The sequence below is a fragment of the Amycolatopsis samaneae genome (genome assembly GCF_039541975.1).
GTDB classification, from domain to species: Bacteria; Actinomycetota; Actinomycetes; order Mycobacteriales; family Pseudonocardiaceae; genus Amycolatopsis; species Amycolatopsis samaneae.
Genome location: NZ_BAABHG010000010.1, coordinates 116,786 through 130,396, shown reverse-complemented (window position 1 = coordinate 130,396; position 13,611 = coordinate 116,786). Strand labels below are relative to the sequence as shown.

General features: G+C 70.1%; 15 protein-coding genes. 5 read left to right on the top strand and 10 right to left on the bottom strand.

The features are described from left to right. Positions 1–215 precede the first annotated feature (215 nt). Together ABD987_RS26435 and mca are read right to left on the bottom strand one after the other, a co-directional pair. Complete coding sequence (locus ABD987_RS26435; protein ID WP_345399204.1) at positions 216–557, bottom strand: hypothetical protein; 342 nt, start codon at positions 555–557, stop codon at positions 216–218. Positions 558–566: 9 nt separating this feature from the next. Then, a complete protein-coding gene (gene mca, locus ABD987_RS26430; protein WP_345399201.1) occupies positions 567–1,469 on the bottom strand; it encodes a mycothiol conjugate amidase Mca in 903 nt (300 codons plus the stop codon). Between the two features lie 147 nt (positions 1,470–1,616). On the opposite strand from mca, the gene ABD987_RS26425 reads away from it, so the two are divergent. From ABD987_RS26425 to ABD987_RS26415, 3 genes are all read left to right on the top strand, one after another. Beyond that, positions 1,617–2,066, top strand: coding sequence for a DUF4307 domain-containing protein (locus tag ABD987_RS26425; RefSeq protein ID WP_378214407.1), 450 nt, complete (start codon positions 1,617–1,619; stop codon positions 2,064–2,066). 197 nt (positions 2,067–2,263) lie between these two features. Continuing rightward, positions 2,264–2,764: a transcription elongation factor GreA gene (gene greA, locus ABD987_RS26420; protein ID WP_345399195.1), complete on the top strand. Its 501-nt coding sequence runs from the start codon at positions 2,264–2,266 to the stop codon at positions 2,762–2,764. Positions 2,765–2,852: 88 nt separating this feature from the next. Continuing rightward, positions 2,853–3,662, top strand: a complete 810-nt coding sequence (locus ABD987_RS26415) for an MBL fold metallo-hydrolase (RefSeq protein ID WP_345399192.1) — start codon at positions 2,853–2,855, stop codon at positions 3,660–3,662. On the opposite strand, the gene ABD987_RS26410 is transcribed toward ABD987_RS26415, so the two are convergent. Then, positions 3,644–4,132 carry an Lrp/AsnC family transcriptional regulator gene (locus ABD987_RS26410; RefSeq protein ID WP_345399189.1) on the bottom strand — a complete coding sequence of 163 codons (489 nt, stop codon included), beginning with the start codon at positions 4,130–4,132 and terminating at the stop codon, positions 3,644–3,646. The two genes, ABD987_RS26415 and ABD987_RS26410, sit on opposite strands and share 19 nt — an antisense overlap. Before the next feature lie 121 nt (positions 4,133–4,253). On the opposite strand from ABD987_RS26410, the gene hppD reads away from it, so the two are divergent. Both hppD and ABD987_RS26400 read left to right on the top strand, forming a co-directional pair. Next, the gene (gene hppD, locus ABD987_RS26405; protein WP_345399186.1) at positions 4,254–5,450 is read left to right on the top strand and encodes a 4-hydroxyphenylpyruvate dioxygenase; all 1,197 of its coding nucleotides are present in this window, start codon (positions 4,254–4,256) and stop codon (positions 5,448–5,450) included. Positions 5,451–5,687: 237 nt separating this feature from the next. Continuing rightward, positions 5,688–5,975, top strand: a complete 288-nt coding sequence (locus ABD987_RS26400; RefSeq protein ID WP_345399183.1) for a hypothetical protein — start codon at positions 5,688–5,690, stop codon at positions 5,973–5,975. Positions 5,976–5,982: 7 nt separating this feature from the next. Here ABD987_RS26400 and ABD987_RS26395 read toward each other — a convergent pair whose 3' ends face one another. The 7 genes from ABD987_RS26395 to ABD987_RS26365 all read right to left on the bottom strand — a co-directional run bounded on the left by ABD987_RS26395 (position 5,983) and on the right by ABD987_RS26365 (position 13,600). Beyond that, positions 5,983–7,140 (bottom strand): cystathionine gamma-synthase, encoded by a 1,158-nt coding sequence (locus ABD987_RS26395; protein WP_345399179.1) that lies wholly within the window; start codon positions 7,138–7,140, stop codon positions 5,983–5,985. A gap of 50 nt (positions 7,141–7,190) precedes the next feature. Next, positions 7,191–8,162, bottom strand: coding sequence for a hypothetical protein (locus ABD987_RS26390; protein WP_345399176.1), 972 nt, complete (start codon positions 8,160–8,162; stop codon positions 7,191–7,193). A 6-nt stretch (positions 8,163–8,168) separates the two neighbouring features. Next, the gene (locus ABD987_RS26385) at positions 8,169–8,834 is read right to left on the bottom strand and encodes a hypothetical protein (RefSeq protein ID WP_345399173.1); all 666 of its coding nucleotides are present in this window, start codon (positions 8,832–8,834) and stop codon (positions 8,169–8,171) included. Positions 8,835–8,941: 107 nt separating this feature from the next. After that, complete coding sequence (locus ABD987_RS26380; protein ID WP_345399170.1) at positions 8,942–9,493, bottom strand: hypothetical protein; 552 nt, start codon at positions 9,491–9,493, stop codon at positions 8,942–8,944. Between the two features lie 143 nt (positions 9,494–9,636). Further along, positions 9,637–11,067: a hypothetical protein gene (locus tag ABD987_RS26375; protein WP_345399167.1), complete on the bottom strand. Its 1,431-nt coding sequence runs from the start codon at positions 11,065–11,067 to the stop codon at positions 9,637–9,639. Positions 11,068–11,184: 117 nt separating this feature from the next. After that, positions 11,185–12,555, bottom strand: coding sequence for a cystathionine beta-synthase (locus tag ABD987_RS26370; RefSeq protein WP_345399164.1), 1,371 nt, complete (start codon positions 12,553–12,555; stop codon positions 11,185–11,187). A gap of 91 nt (positions 12,556–12,646) precedes the next feature. Next, on the bottom strand, positions 12,647–13,600 hold the full coding sequence (locus ABD987_RS26365) for a pentapeptide repeat-containing protein (RefSeq protein ID WP_345399161.1): 954 nt from the start codon (positions 13,598–13,600) through the stop codon (positions 12,647–12,649). Positions 13,601–13,611 lie beyond the last annotated feature (11 nt).

Genomic DNA, 13,611 nt, shown 5'->3' with positions numbered 1-13,611 from the left:
CTGAAGGACGCTTTTAGTGCGTTGGACGCGCTGAAGGACGCCTTCAGTGCATTGAGCGCACCGAAGGCGTCCTTCAGCACATCCGGCCGCCGAAACTCAGCGACAGCACCGCTAATCGTCGCAAACGGCCCGCTCGCGACGCTGAATGTCCCGAACGGGCCGTTGGCAGCGTGCGACAGCTTTGGAGGGAGCCTCGTCGGCCCCGTTCACCTGGGTCAGTCGGCCTTCGCGGCCTTGTCGGGGACCTTGCGCTGCTCCTCGACGGGAGCGGCTTCCGCCTCCGCGGCGGGCGCTTCGTCCTTCGCCTCGGGCGTCCCGGATTCGGCCTCGCCCTCGGCGGGCTCGTCGAAGCTCTTCGGGAGGCGCTTGAGGTGCTTGGTCATCGACCGCACCAGCAGGGCCACCGCGATCAGGAACAGGATCAGCACCAGCAGGCCGAGCGGGGACGACTTGCCGAAGTCCTCGCCCTGACCGCCCTTGTCACCGTCGGCGGGCTGCTGTGCCAGCACCAGTGCCGTCGTCGGGGCGACGGCCACCGCCGGCAGCAAAAAACTCATAGGCCCACTCTACTCCGTGACCCCCGCGAACAGATCGTCCTCCGGCAGTGTGCTGTCCACCAGCGACTTGACCAGCTCGTACTCCTCGGTCGGCCAGATCTCCCGCTGCAGCTCCAGCGGGACGGCGAACCAGCGGCTGGTCGGGTCGATCTGCGTCGCGTGGGCCTTGAGCGCTTCGTCACGCTGCTCGAAGTACTCGGCGCATTCGACCCGGGTGGTGACGCGTTCCATGACGTCCGCCTTGTCCGGGTCCCACGACTTGAGCCACTCGGTGTAGGGCGACTCCAGCCCCGCCTCCTCCAGCGCGGCGTGGAAGGCCAGCATCCGGGCGCGGGAGAACCCGTGCACGTAGTAGAGCTTGAGCGGCTGCCACGGCTCGCCCGCGTCGGGGAAGCGCGCCGCGTCGCCCGCCGCGTCGAAGGCCGCCATCGAGATCTCGTGCGTGCGGATGTGGTCGGGGTGCGGGTAGCCGCCGTTCTCGTCGTAGGTGATCACGACGTGCGGGCGGAATTCGCGCACGACCTCCACCAGCGCCCTGGTCGACTCCTCCAGCGGGATCACCGCGAAGGACCCCTCGGGCACCGGCGGGAGCGGGTCGCCCTCGGGCAGGCCGGAGTCGACGAAGCCGAGCCAGCGGTGGCTCACCCCGAGGATCTTGGCCGCGCGGGCCATCTCGTCGCGCCGGACCTCGGCCATGTTGGCCAGCACCTCCGGCCGGTCCATCGCCGAGTTGAGAATGCTGCCCGCCTCGCCCCCGGTGCAGGTCACGACCATGACGTCGTGCCCCTCGGCGGAGTATCTCGCCAGCGTCGCCGCACCCTTGCTGGACTCGTCGTCCGGGTGGGCGTGCACCGCCATCAGGCGCAGGCGTGGCTTACGACCGTTGTCTGTCAGTTCGTCAGCTCGCACCATGCTCCGAACGACCCTCCATCATCGCTTATTCCTGCCCCCGGTTCCGCGCGCCGGGAACGGTGCGCGGATACTCGACCGCAGGACGCGCCCGCGGCCGCCTCTCCATTGTCCCCGCGGGTACGACAGGATCGACCGGAGGCCCGGGTTTTGCGCACTGGCGAGGTAACGGACGGCACCGCGAGCGCCGTGACACCTCCCCCCGACCGCTACGGCAAGTCCCGCAGCGGCGAGACCAGGCCGTGGCGCCGCTGGCTGTACCTCGCGATCGCGCTGGTCGTCGGCGCCGGAGTCGCGTATGTGGCGTACACCAACCTCGGCGCCGCGCCGATCGACGCCGAGCGGATCGGGTTCGTCCTGAAGCCGGAGAGCGCGGAGATCACCGTCAACGTGACCCGTGACGACGACAACCGCGCGGGGGTCTGCATCGTGCGGGTCCGCGACAGGTCCGGTGCCGAGAGCGGCCGTAAGGAAGTCCTGGTCGAGGCCGGGGCCAAGCACAGCAGGATCACCACCGAGGTGAAGAGCATCGGGGCGCCGGTCACCGCGGACGTCTACGGCTGCTCGTACGACATACCACGCTATCTGTCAAGCCCCTAGCGGCCAACGGAGTGAACCGCGCGTTCAACGCCCGCGCTGCGTGGAAAACCCGGCGTCGGCTCGTCATGCCGTGATACGCTGAACCACCAGCACGGCCCCGGACGGGCCGTGTTTTTCCTTTATCTCAGCCACGCGGCAAGTGGAATTCCGCGTGGTGGCCGGCTTGTACACCCAAGCCTGGCAGGCCCAACGAGGAGATGGTGACCGTGAGTGACACGAAGGTGACCTGGCTGACCCAGGATGCCTACGACAGGCTCAAGCACGAGCTCGACGAAATGATCGAGAATCGTCCGGTCATCGCAGCGCGTATCAACGACAGCCGTGAAGAGGGCGACCTCAAGGAGAACGGCGGGTACCACGCGGCGCGCGAGGAGCAGGGGCAGGCCGAGGCCCGCATCCGCCACCTGCAGGAGCTGCTGCGTTCGGCGAAGGTGGGCGAGGCGCCCGCCAACGACGGCACCGCCGGTCCCGGCAAGGTGCTGACCGTGCGTTACGACGGCGACGACGAGCTGGAGAAGTTCCTGCTCGCGACCCGCGAAGAGGGCGCCGAAGGCGATCTCGACGTGTACTCCCCCGAGTCGCCGCTGGGCAAGGCACTGCTCGGCGCCAAGGAGGGCGAGGAGCGCGAGTACGAGCTGCCCAACGGCAAGACCATGAAGGTCACCCTGGTGAAGGCCGTGCCCTACAGCGAGAGCTGAGCCTTCATGCGCGTCCGGTTCGGTCATGGCCGGACGCGCATGAATGCGGTTACTGTCCTCCCGGAAAGCTTTCTGGGAGGACATCACTGTGAGTACCGAACCGATGTGCGCCACCTGCGGGACGCAGTACGCGCGGCCCCGTGACGAGTGCCCGATCTGCCAGGACGAACGGCAGTACGTCCCCGCGACGGGCCAGCGCTGGACCGATCTGGAGACCCTGCGCGCGAGCGGGCAGTACGTGCCGCGGATCGAGGAGCAGGGACCCGGGCTCGTCGGTGTCGGCTCGACCCCGAACTTCGCGATCGGCGAACGCGCGCTGCTGGTGCGGGCCGCCTCCGGCAACTTCCTGTGGGACTGTGCCGGATATCTCGACGACGAGCTGATCTGGCAGGTCGAGGCGCTCGGCGGCCTCACCGGCATCGCGATCAGCCACCCGCACTACTACACGACCATGGTCGAGTGGTCCCGCGCCTTCGACGCGCCGATCCACCTGCACGAGAAGGACCGGCAGTGGATCGGGCGGCCCGACCCGGCGATCCACCTGTGGTCGGGCACGACGTTCGAGGTCGCGCCGGGGCTGACGCTGATCAACCTCGGGGTGCACTTCGCGGGCGGCACGGTGCTGCACTGGCCCGAGGGCGAGCACGGCCGGGGCGCGCTGCTGTCCGGCGACATCGTCCAGGTCGTGCCGGACCGCACCCACGTCGGTTTCATGTACAGCTACCCGAACCTGATCCCGGAGCGGCCCAGCGTCGTCCGGCGCGCCGCGGAACTGCTGGAGCCCTACGCGTTCGAGGCGATCTACGGGGCGTGGTGGGACGCGATCGTCCGGTCCGACGGCCACGAGGTCGTGCAGCGCTCGGCGAAGCGTTATCTCGCCTACGCGCTCGAATCCTGACTCCGCGCGGTGCGTTCCAGCAAGGGACGCACCCGTGGCGCGACCGGCGTCGACAGGGCGATCGACGTCGAGGTACGCAGCACGTCGGGCACGCTGACCACCTCGTCGATGACGCGTTGCAGATCGTCGTTGCCGCGCGCCACCATCCGGACGAACAGATCGCCCTGTCCGGTGGTGGCGTGCACCTCACAGACCTCGTCGATCGCGGCGAGCGCCTCGGCCACCCCGCCGCGCTTGCCCTGTGCGATCTCCAGCACGGCGAACGCGGTGAGTCCGTAGCCCATCGCGGCGAGGTCGACCTCGGGCGGGAACCCGCCGAGGATGCCGCGCTCGGTCAGCCGGTCGAGCCGCGCCTGCACCGTCCCGCGCGCGACGCCGAGCCGCCGCGCGCATTCGAGCACGCCGAGGCGGGGGGCGTCGGTGAGCAGGAGCAGCAGCCGCGCGTCGAGTGCGTCGAGGTTTTCCGGCATCGCACTTTCCTCCTGCGCAGGTTGTCCAAGATGTCACCAGGTCACCCGAGGCAACTAGGCAGATTGTCCACTCAAAACAGCAACCATTGCACATCTTGCCGTGTGATCGGATGCTTCGACCATGACCACAGTCGATTCCCCCGGTGCCCTCGACGACGTTTCCTACGACCAGCTCCGCCAGCTCGTCGGTCTCGTCGACCACGACGCGTCGACCGACCCGTTCCCGGTCAAGTCCATGGACGCGGTGGTGTTCATCGCCGGCAACGCCACCCAGACGGCCTGGTTCTACCAGGTCGCCTTCGGGATGCGGCTGGTCGCCTACTCCGGCCCGGAGACCGGCGACTTCGACCGCAAGTCCTTCGTGCTGAAGTCCGGCTCGGCGCGGTTCGTGATCACCGGCGGGGTCAAGCCGGACTCCCCGCTGCTGGATCACCACCGCAAGCACGGCGACGGCGTCATCGACCTGGCGCTGGAGACCGAGGACGTCGACAAGTGCGTCGAGCACGCCCGCGCGCAGGGCGCGACGATCCTCGAAGAGCCGCACGACGTCTCCGACGAGCACGGCACCATCCGCCGGGCCGCGATCGCGACCTACGGCGAGACGCGGCACAGCCTCGTCGACCGCTCGCGCTACAACGGTGTCTACCTGCCCGGCTACGAGCCGCGCGAAAGCTCGGTGAAGCGGCCCGAGGGCGCGCCGAAGCGGCTGTTCCAGGCCGTCGACCACTGCGTCGGCAACGTCGAGCTCGGCAAGATGGACTACTGGGTCGACTGGTACCACCGCGTGATGGGCTTCGTGAACATGGCGGAGTTCGTCGGCGACGACATCGCGACCGAGTACTCGGCGCTGATGAGCAAGGTCGTCTCGAACGGCAACCACCGGGTCAAGTTCCCGCTCAACGAGCCGGCGGTGGCGAAGAAGAAGTCGCAGATCGACGAGTACCTGGAGTTCTACGACGGCGCGGGCTGCCAGCACATCGCGCTGGCCACCAACGACATCGTGACCACCGTGACCGCGATGCGCGCGGCGGGCGTCGAGTTCCTGGACACCCCGGACTCCTACTACGACGACCCGGAGCTGCGGGCGCGGATCGGCGAGGTCCGCGTGCCGATCGAGACGCTCAAGGAGCACCGGATCCTGGTCGACCGCGACGAGGACGGCTATCTGCTGCAGATCTTCACCAAGCCGATCGGTGACCGGCCGACGGTGTTCTACGAGCTGATCGAGCGGCACGGCTCGCTCGGCTTCGGCAAGGGGAACTTCAAGGCGCTGTTCGAGGCGATCGAGCGCGAGCAGGAGCGCCGCGGCAACCTCTGACCGCGACGCGCCCAATGTGGCGTTCGGTGCGTCCAACGCACCGAACGCCACATTCGCTGCGTCCAACGCACCCAATGCCACATTGGGGCGCTCGACCGCGGCGCCTCCCGGATCCGGCGCCAGGCTGGCGAGGGGGTGCCGTGACAGCGGGCGATGTCACTTGCCGGACATGCGGGCTGAGGCGAGGGCGGGACGAGTACCCTGGACGCGGCGGCGACGGCTGATCAGGGAGCGAACATGGCATCGGGTGACCACGCGAACACCGCTCGACCGGTGCGCGCGACCCGCTCCGCCAGCGTGCTGCCCCTCGTCGCCGGTGTGCTGTCCGCGGCGGCGCTGACCGGCGCGGCGGTGTTCACGGTCGACAGCGCGGGATGCACCGCGCCCGCACAGTACATCCGCCACGACAACCACATCGAGCTGGTCGGCGGCTGCGTGAACGGCGAAGAACTGCCCGCCGCACCGCACACTCCGGCGGGCCAGGCGTCCGGTGGGGACGCCCAGCCCGGCAACTACCGCCCGTAGGCCGCGCTCAGCCCAGCGCGGCGAGCAGATCGGCGACCAGGTCGCGGCCGTCCTCGATACCGACCGACAGGCGCAGCAGATCGGCGGGCACCTGCAACGTGGAGCCCGCGGTGCTCGCGTGGGTCATCCGGCCGGGGTGCTCGATCAGCGACTCGATCCCGCCGAGCGATTCGGCCAGGATGAACAGCTTCGTCCGGGAAGCGACCTCCAGCGCGGCCTGCTCGCCGTCCGCGTGCTCGAAGGACACCATGCCGCCGAAGCGGCGCATCTGCTTGGCCGCTGTCTCGTGACCGGGGTGCTCCGGCAGGCCGGGGTAGTAGACCTTCGCCACCTTGGGGTGCTTCACCAGCGCCTGGACGATCTTCTCGGCGTTGTCGCTGTGCCGCTCCATCCGCAGCGCGAGGGTCTTGATCCCGCGCAGGGTGAGCCAGGCGTCGAACGGGCCGGGCACCGCGCCCGCCGAGTTGCGCAGGAAGAACAGCTGCTCGCGGACCTCGTCCTCGTTGGTCACCACGGCGCCGCCGACGACGTCGGAGTGGCCGCCGAGGTACTTCGTGGTCGAGTGCACGACGATGTCCGCGCCGAGGGCGAGCGGCGTCTGCAGGTACGGCGTCGCGAAGGTGTTGTCCACGACCAGCCGGGCGCCCGCCTCGTGCGCGACACCGGCCAGCGCGGCGATGTCAGCGATGCCGAGCAGCGGGTTCGTGGGCGACTCGCACCAGACGAGCTTGGTCTCCGGCCGGATCGCCGCCCGCACATCGTCCACTTTGGACAGATCGGCGACGGTGTGCTCGATGCCCCACAGGCTCAGCACCTTGTCGATCAGCCGGAACGTGCCGCCGTAGGCGTCGTTCCCGAGCACGAGGTGGTCACCGGGGCGCAGCACGGTGCGCAGCACCGCGTCCGACGCGGCCATCCCGGAGGCGAAGGCCAGCGCGTGCCGCCCGCCCTCCAGCGCGGCGAGCGCCTGTTCGAGCGCCGTCCGGGTCGGGTTCGCGGTGCGCGAGTACTCGTAGTCGCCCTCGCGGGTGCCGCCGACGCCGTCCTGCGCGTACGTCGAGGTCTGGTAGATCGGCACGATGACGGCACCCGTGCGCGGATCGGGCTGCTGCCCGGCATGGATGGCACGCGTCTCGAATCCCAGCGTGGAGTAGTCATCGACCATGACTCCATGCTACGAGACTCGATCGACATTCCCAGTAAGTGGGAGTAACTTCACCACCGGCGAGGTGGCAATGGTGGCGAATACTGCTGGTGAGGGGACTGCGGCGGGGTGTGACCACCCAGCCTGACCGGCGACGCGAAGCCGATCTGCATCCCGATGTATGGACTCAGGAGCGCGGCACCGGCGGCGCAGGCCACCAGTCCGAGCACGAGCAGCCACCAGGCACGGCACCCGTACCCGACCTCCACCAGCGCCCCGACGAACGCGAGCACCGCGCCACCCGGCACGAGCAGCGCCGCCGCCCGCTTCCCCGAGTACAGGCAGGCGGCACCGGCGAGCACGATCGCCCAGGCACCCACCACCACGATCAGCCAGAAGACCCCGGCGTGCCGCCAGGTCGAGGGGGAAACCGCCGCCAGCAGGATCCCGAGGGCCGCGAGCAGCGCGCACACCCCGGCCGCGCCGGTGCGCAACACCCGTACGCCGGGCTCCTCCCGCAGCGGCGAGGCCACCGGCGAGGCGGCTCGCGCGGCACGCCTACGCCGGATCGAGCGCAGCACCAGTGCCACCACGGCGAGCACGAGCACCAGCGGCGCGAGGGTCACGCAGGCGACCGTGCCGTACGCGGTCGGGATCCTGAACTGGAAGGTCAGCTTGAGGAAGCGGCCGTACGGCGTGCCGTAGAAGAGCGGTTCGAGCCAGCCGAGCGCGATCGTGAGCGTGGTGCCCACGACCAGTGTCACCAGCCCGCCCGCGGTGCGCGTGAAGACCAGGATGCCGCCCACCAGCAGGACGATCCCGAACAGCAGGAACAGGCCGAGCGCCGCGAGGGAGCCGCCGCTGAGGTCCCCGACGGAGGATCCCTTCGGCAGCGTGATGAGCGCGACGATCGGCTTCGAGAAGACGGCGCCGCCGAGCGCGAGGCCCAGCACGGCGGTGACGATCGCGGTCACGCCGGTGGAAAGCCGGGGCGGCGGCCCGTACGGCGCCGCGGTCGGGCGCGGCGGATAGGGGTAGGACATCGGGGCTCAGTGCGGATACTGCTGCGGGTAGCCGCCCGGGTACGCGCCGCCCGGCGGGTACACCGCAGTGGGCCGGCCCTTCCCGGCCCACGCCGCGGTCGAGCGCACCAGCGACAGCACCAGCGTCGCGGTGGCCGGGATGACGATCAGCACGAGCGAGCTGACGCCCGCCCTGGCGATGAGACTGCCGTTGAGGTGCCGGAGGCTGTCCATGCCGACCAGGCTCAGCACAATCCCGAGGACCACCAGCGCGAGCGCGAGCCCGCTGCCGATGATGGTGAGCATCCGGCCCGCGGGCTTCTTGGCGAGCAGCAGGATGCCGCCGATCAGCAACAGGCCGGCGAGAACGAGGTAGATGCCCGTCGTGACGTACAGGATCCACGCCCCGCTACGGGAGCGGTAGGCGAACAGGGCGATGAGCTGGAGGATGACGTTCACCAGGAAGTACAGGCTGCCCAGTACCGCGAGCACGCCGGCGGTGATCGCCGTGGCACCACTGGGTTTCTGGTGCGGGGGAACGAAACCGGGCATCGGCGGGTAGGCGGCGGGGTAGGGCTGGCCGTACGCGGGCGGCTGTCCCGGCACCGGATATCCGCCCGAGGGCGGGTACTGCGGCGGCACCCCCGGCTGTCCCTGGCCTGGTGGCTGTCCCGGGTACTGCGGATACGACACGGTGGTCCCCTCGTGCTCAGGCCACCCACGACCGGTGGCCGCCCTCCGGCGGAGCGTACCGGCCAGAAGTGTTTCGCGGTGGGTTATTCACCAGTGGAAGCTCCGGATCACCACTGGCGCGGCGCGTAGTGGCCCTGCGGCCCGCCGTAGGGCGGCATCGCGGCCTGCGGGCGATGCCGCAGGTACTTGAACGTGGGCGGCAGGACGGCGAAAAGCAACGTCAGCGGCACGAGCGCCATGAGCGCGACGCGGTCGATGGCGGCGAAGTTCCGCAGGCGGAAGACCGCGGTGAAGTAGTGCGCGTAGCTCGACGTGGCGAGCGGCTCGAGCAGGATCGACACGATCGCCAGCACCGTGCCGATGATCAGCAGCACCGCGCCCGCGGTGGAACGGAAGAACGTCGCCAGCGCGCCGACGAGCAGCAGCAGCCCGGCGAGGAGATACCCGGCGAGACCGGCGAGCACCAGCGGCGGCAGGTCGCCGAGGCTCAGCCCGGACGGGAGGGCGATGAACAGGGAGACCGGCACGTAGCCCGACGCCACCGCGGCGAGCAGGCCGAACAGCCCGGCGATGACCGCCGTCGCCGCGGTCGGGCGTGGTGCGGGGACTCCATAGCCGGGGCCCGGTTGTGGTGCTGGATATCCGTACGGACCGGTCACGGCTCCCCCGTCGGGCAGGCGGTGCAAAAGGACGGCGCTCACCCTAGCCCGGGAAAACCCGCCGCGGACCGGAAACGACGGACGGTATGAAGACGTGATGCCCCCGGCCGGGCGGCCGGGGGCATCACGGATGCGCTAGTGGATCACCACTGCTGGGGCGGCTGGCCGTAGCCTCCGCCCGGCGGGCCCTGCTGACCGGGCTGCTGCCCGTAGCCCTGCGGCGGCTGGCCGTAACCCGGCTGCTGCTGCGGCGGCTGACCCGGCTGCCCGTACCCGGGCTGCTGCGGCGGCTGGCCGTAGGGACCGGGCTGCTGACCCGGCTGCGCGAACCCACCACTGGACGGGTCCTGTCCACCCGGCTGGCCGAAGCCCTGCGGCGGCTGACCGTACGGACCGGGCTGCTGACCCGGTTGCGCGAACCCGCCACTCGACGGATCCGGCTGACCGTAGCCCGGCTGCTGCCCGAAGCCCTGCGGCGTACCGAACGGCGCGGGCCCGCCCGGGGCCGGCGCGGCACCCGCGCCGCCACCGAGGCCGACGAACTGCGCTGTCGCGGGCACCAGGCCCGCGGCACCGACGGCGGCCACCAGGAGACCGAAGATCAGGGTGAACACGGCCCGCGTCAGGCTGCCGAGGTCGGCGAGCAGGATGATCGAGAAGAGCAGCGACAGCGCGCCGCCCGCGACCAGGATCCAGGTCGCGATCTTGTTCCGCAGGAACAGGAACACGCCACCGCCGACCGCCGCGAGGCTGCCGAGCAGGATCATGACGATGTAGAAGTACGCCCGGCCAGGGACGCCGACCGAGCTGCCCCGCGACTCCATCGCGCGCTCGCAGACACTGCGGGAGACGCCGCTGGAGGTGCACTGGTTGATCAGGTCACTGCTGCTGGGCACGTCGGACAGGTCCACGAACACCGTGATCATGAGGATCGTGCCGATGAGACCGAGCACCCCCGCGACCCCGGCGGCGATCCACCCGAACAGCTGGTTGCCACCGGCGCCACCGGCGGCGGGCGCGCCGCCGAACGCCGGCGCGGGCTGGCCGAAGCCACCGCCCGGCGGGGGACCGCCGAAGCCGCCCTGCGGCTGACCGGGCTGCCCCGGCTGCGGCTGGCCGGGCTGGCCGAACGCGGGCTGCTGCCCGTAGGCACCCGGCTGCCCGTAACCGGGCTGCTGGCCGAACCCGCCCACCGCGGCGGGGTTGTCGGCCGCGCTCGGCGGCGGGGCGTACGGGATGGCCGGCGGCTGCGAGCCCGGGGGCACCAGCTGGGTGGAGTCCGCGCCGGGCGCGTCGCCGCCCCCGACCGGGTTCACCAGCTGGGTCGCGTTCGCGTCCCCCTGCTGTGCGGGCTGGCCCCCCTCGCCCGGCGACACGGGCTGCACGACCTGGGTCGGCTCCGGCGTGTCACCGAACTGGCCGCCCTGCGGCTGTTGCGGCTGGGCCGGCTGGACCACCTGGGTCGGTTCCGGCGAGCCGAACGGATTGTCCTGCTGTGGCTGGGGGCCACTCGGTGGGCCCTGCGGTGGCTGGCCGCCACCCCACGGCTGGTTCGGTGGCTGCGGAGCACTCATTTGGGTCTTGAACCCCCTTGACGAGGACACGAAAAAGTTCTAACCAGGCCACACGCTATCGGATACCCGGGTCAACCGCCGGTAACACCTCGGTGTGCCCGCGCGATGAGACCTTTTCTACCGTCCGGCGAGGAAACTGAGCAGGTCGTGCCGGGTGACGACACCAGCGGGTTTACCGTCGATGAGCACGAGCGCGCCGTCCGCGCCCTCCAGCGCCGTCATGGCGGATCCGACCTGCTCACCGGCACCGATCGTGGGCAGCGGCGGCGACATGTGCGTCTCCAGCCGGTCGGCCAGCTGGGCCTTCCCGGTGAACAGCGCGTCGAGCAGATCCCGTTCGTTGACCGCGCCGACGACCTCGGCGGCCATCACCGGCGGTTCGGCGCTGACCACGGGCATCTGGCTGACGCCGAACTCGGAGAAGATCGCGACCGCCTCGGCGACGGTCTCGTTGGGGTGACTGTGCACCAGGCTCGGCAGCGACCCGCTCTTGCGCGTGAGCACGTCGCCGACCGTGGCGCCGGAGGAGTCCGGCGGCAGGAAGCCGTAGGACGACATCCACGCGTCGTTGAACACCTTGGTGAGATAGCCGCGGCCGCCGTCGGGCAGCAGCACCACGACGACGTCGTCCGGCCCGAGCCGCTCGGCGAGCTTCAGCGCGGCGGCCACCGCCATGCCGCACGAGCCGCCGACCAGCAGGCCCTCTTCCAGGGCGAGGCGCCGGGTGGTCTCGAAGGAGTTCGCGTCCGAGACGGCGATGATCTCGTCGGCGATGTCCCGGTCGTAGGTCTCCGGCCAGAAGTCCTCGCCGACCCCCTCCACGAGGTAGGGCCGTCCGGTGCCGCCCGAGTACACCGAGCCCTCCGGGTCGGCGCCGACCACCCGCACACGGCCGTCGCTGACCTCCTTGAGGTAGCGGCCGGTGCCGGAGATGGTCCCGCCGGTGCCGACGCCCGCGACGAAGTGGGTGATCTTCCCCTCGGTCTGCCGCCACAGCTCGGGACCGGTCGAGTGGTAGTGACTCTCCGGGTTCTGCGGGTTGGCGTACTGGTTGGGCTTCCAGGCGCCTTCGATCTCGCGGACCAGCCGGTCGGACACGTTGTAGTAGGAGTCGGGATGCTCCGGCGGCACCGCCGTCGGGCACACCACGACCCGCGCGCCGTACGCCTTGAGCACGTTGCGCTTGTCCTCGCTGACCTTGTCCGGGCAGACGAACACGCACTGGTAGCCCTTGCGCTGGGCGACCATGGCGAGCCCGACGCCGGTGTTGCCCGAGGTCGGCTCGACGATCGTGCCGCCGGGCTTCAGCTCGCCGGACCGCTCGGCCGCCTCGATCATGCGCAGCGCGATGCGGTCCTTGACGCTCCCGCCGGGGTTGAGGTACTCGACCTTGGCCAGCACGAGCGGCTGTAGCCCTTCGGCCAGTGCGTTCAGCTTGACCAGCGGGGTGTTGCCCACGAGGTCGGCGATGTGCTCGACGTAATCCACGCGCACAGCCTAATCAGAGCGGTTCGGTCGTTGTCCAGCCAAGGCGGGGCCGGTCACGCGAGCGGCGGACTGCTCCAGTGCCCAGCATGACCTAGCCGTCGTGGCGGAATACACCCGACCACACAGCACCAGTGCCCAGCGGCCGTTCGATCCAGCCGGGCGGCCACACTCCTGGTACAGGCCGGTCCGTACGAGCCATAGCGCCGGACAGGTGTGCGTCAGTGCTGCTGAAGTCGACTTCACCGCTGAAGGTCGCATCGGAGAAGTCCGTGGCGGGAGGAAATTGCCCAGCTACGAGCGTCGGGAACCCCACTGACGAAAAGTCGACGTAGTCCGTGAAGTTCGCGCCCTCAAAACTCGCCTTGCTGAGGAAGACGGCTCCGCTGAATTCGGTCACGCCGGCAAACTTCGCTCGGTCGAACACCACTGAGCGAATCCGGCAACGCGTCAGAGTGAAGTCGACCAGCGAGGCATCGGAGAGATCCAAGTCGGTGCCCGGCCAGAACGAGCCCTCGGCGGCCGGCCCCAGGTGCAGCATGAGAATGCGCTGCGCAGCCTTGCGGACCTGCAGTTCCTGCCGGTTCTCTTCGGAGCGCTCATGTTCGTCGAGTACGTGTTCGAAGGGCATCCGCAGGTAGGCGCAGAGGACGTTGACGATGGTCTGCCGCTGTTCCTCGTGTTCCTGCGCGAGCCGTTCCAGCGCGTACAGGCCGGCGAGCCGGACGGGCGCCTTGTCGCTGCCGAGCTGTTCGGCGGCCTTGCTGTACATCTCGGTCACCCGGCGCTGGGTCGCGTCGTGGTCCTTCTGCACCAGGTCGAGTTCGGCGGAACGCTGACGCCGCGCGGCGAGCAGGAGCGCCGCCGCGCCGCCGGTGCCGACGACGACGTTCGCCGCGGTGCGCAGCGCGTCGAGCCGCGCGGAGTCCTCCGGTCTGCCACCGCCGAGGGTCGAGAGCAGGGTGATCGCCGCCGTCGTCGCGAGGACGAGGAGGCCGGCGCCCCAGAGGAGGATGGTCCGCGTCGACAGCACCCGATGGCTCGTCACGGCGGCGCATT

Coding starts and splice junctions, on each gene's coding strand:
- ABD987_RS26435 (WP_345399204.1), bottom strand. CDS start 557: ATGAGTTTTTTGCTGCCGGCGGTGGCCGTCGCCCCGACGACGGCACTG.
- mca (WP_345399201.1), bottom strand. CDS start 1,469: ATGGTGCGAGCTGACGAACTGACAGACAACGGTCGTAAGCCACGCCTG.
- greA (WP_345399195.1), top strand. CDS start 2,264: ATGGTGACCGTGAGTGACACGAAGGTGACCTGGCTGACCCAGGATGCC.
- ABD987_RS26410 (WP_345399189.1), bottom strand. CDS start 4,132: ATGCCGGAAAACCTCGACGCACTCGACGCGCGGCTGCTGCTCCTGCTC.
- hppD (WP_345399186.1), top strand. CDS start 4,254: ATGACCACAGTCGATTCCCCCGGTGCCCTCGACGACGTTTCCTACGAC.
- ABD987_RS26400 (WP_345399183.1), top strand. CDS start 5,688: ATGGCATCGGGTGACCACGCGAACACCGCTCGACCGGTGCGCGCGACC.
- ABD987_RS26395 (WP_345399179.1), bottom strand. CDS start 7,140: ATGGTCGATGACTACTCCACGCTGGGATTCGAGACGCGTGCCATCCAT.
- ABD987_RS26390 (WP_345399176.1), bottom strand. CDS start 8,162: ATGTCCTACCCCTATCCGCCGCGCCCGACCGCGGCGCCGTACGGGCCG.
- ABD987_RS26375 (WP_345399167.1), bottom strand. CDS start 11,067: ATGAGTGCTCCGCAGCCACCGAACCAGCCGTGGGGTGGCGGCCAGCCA.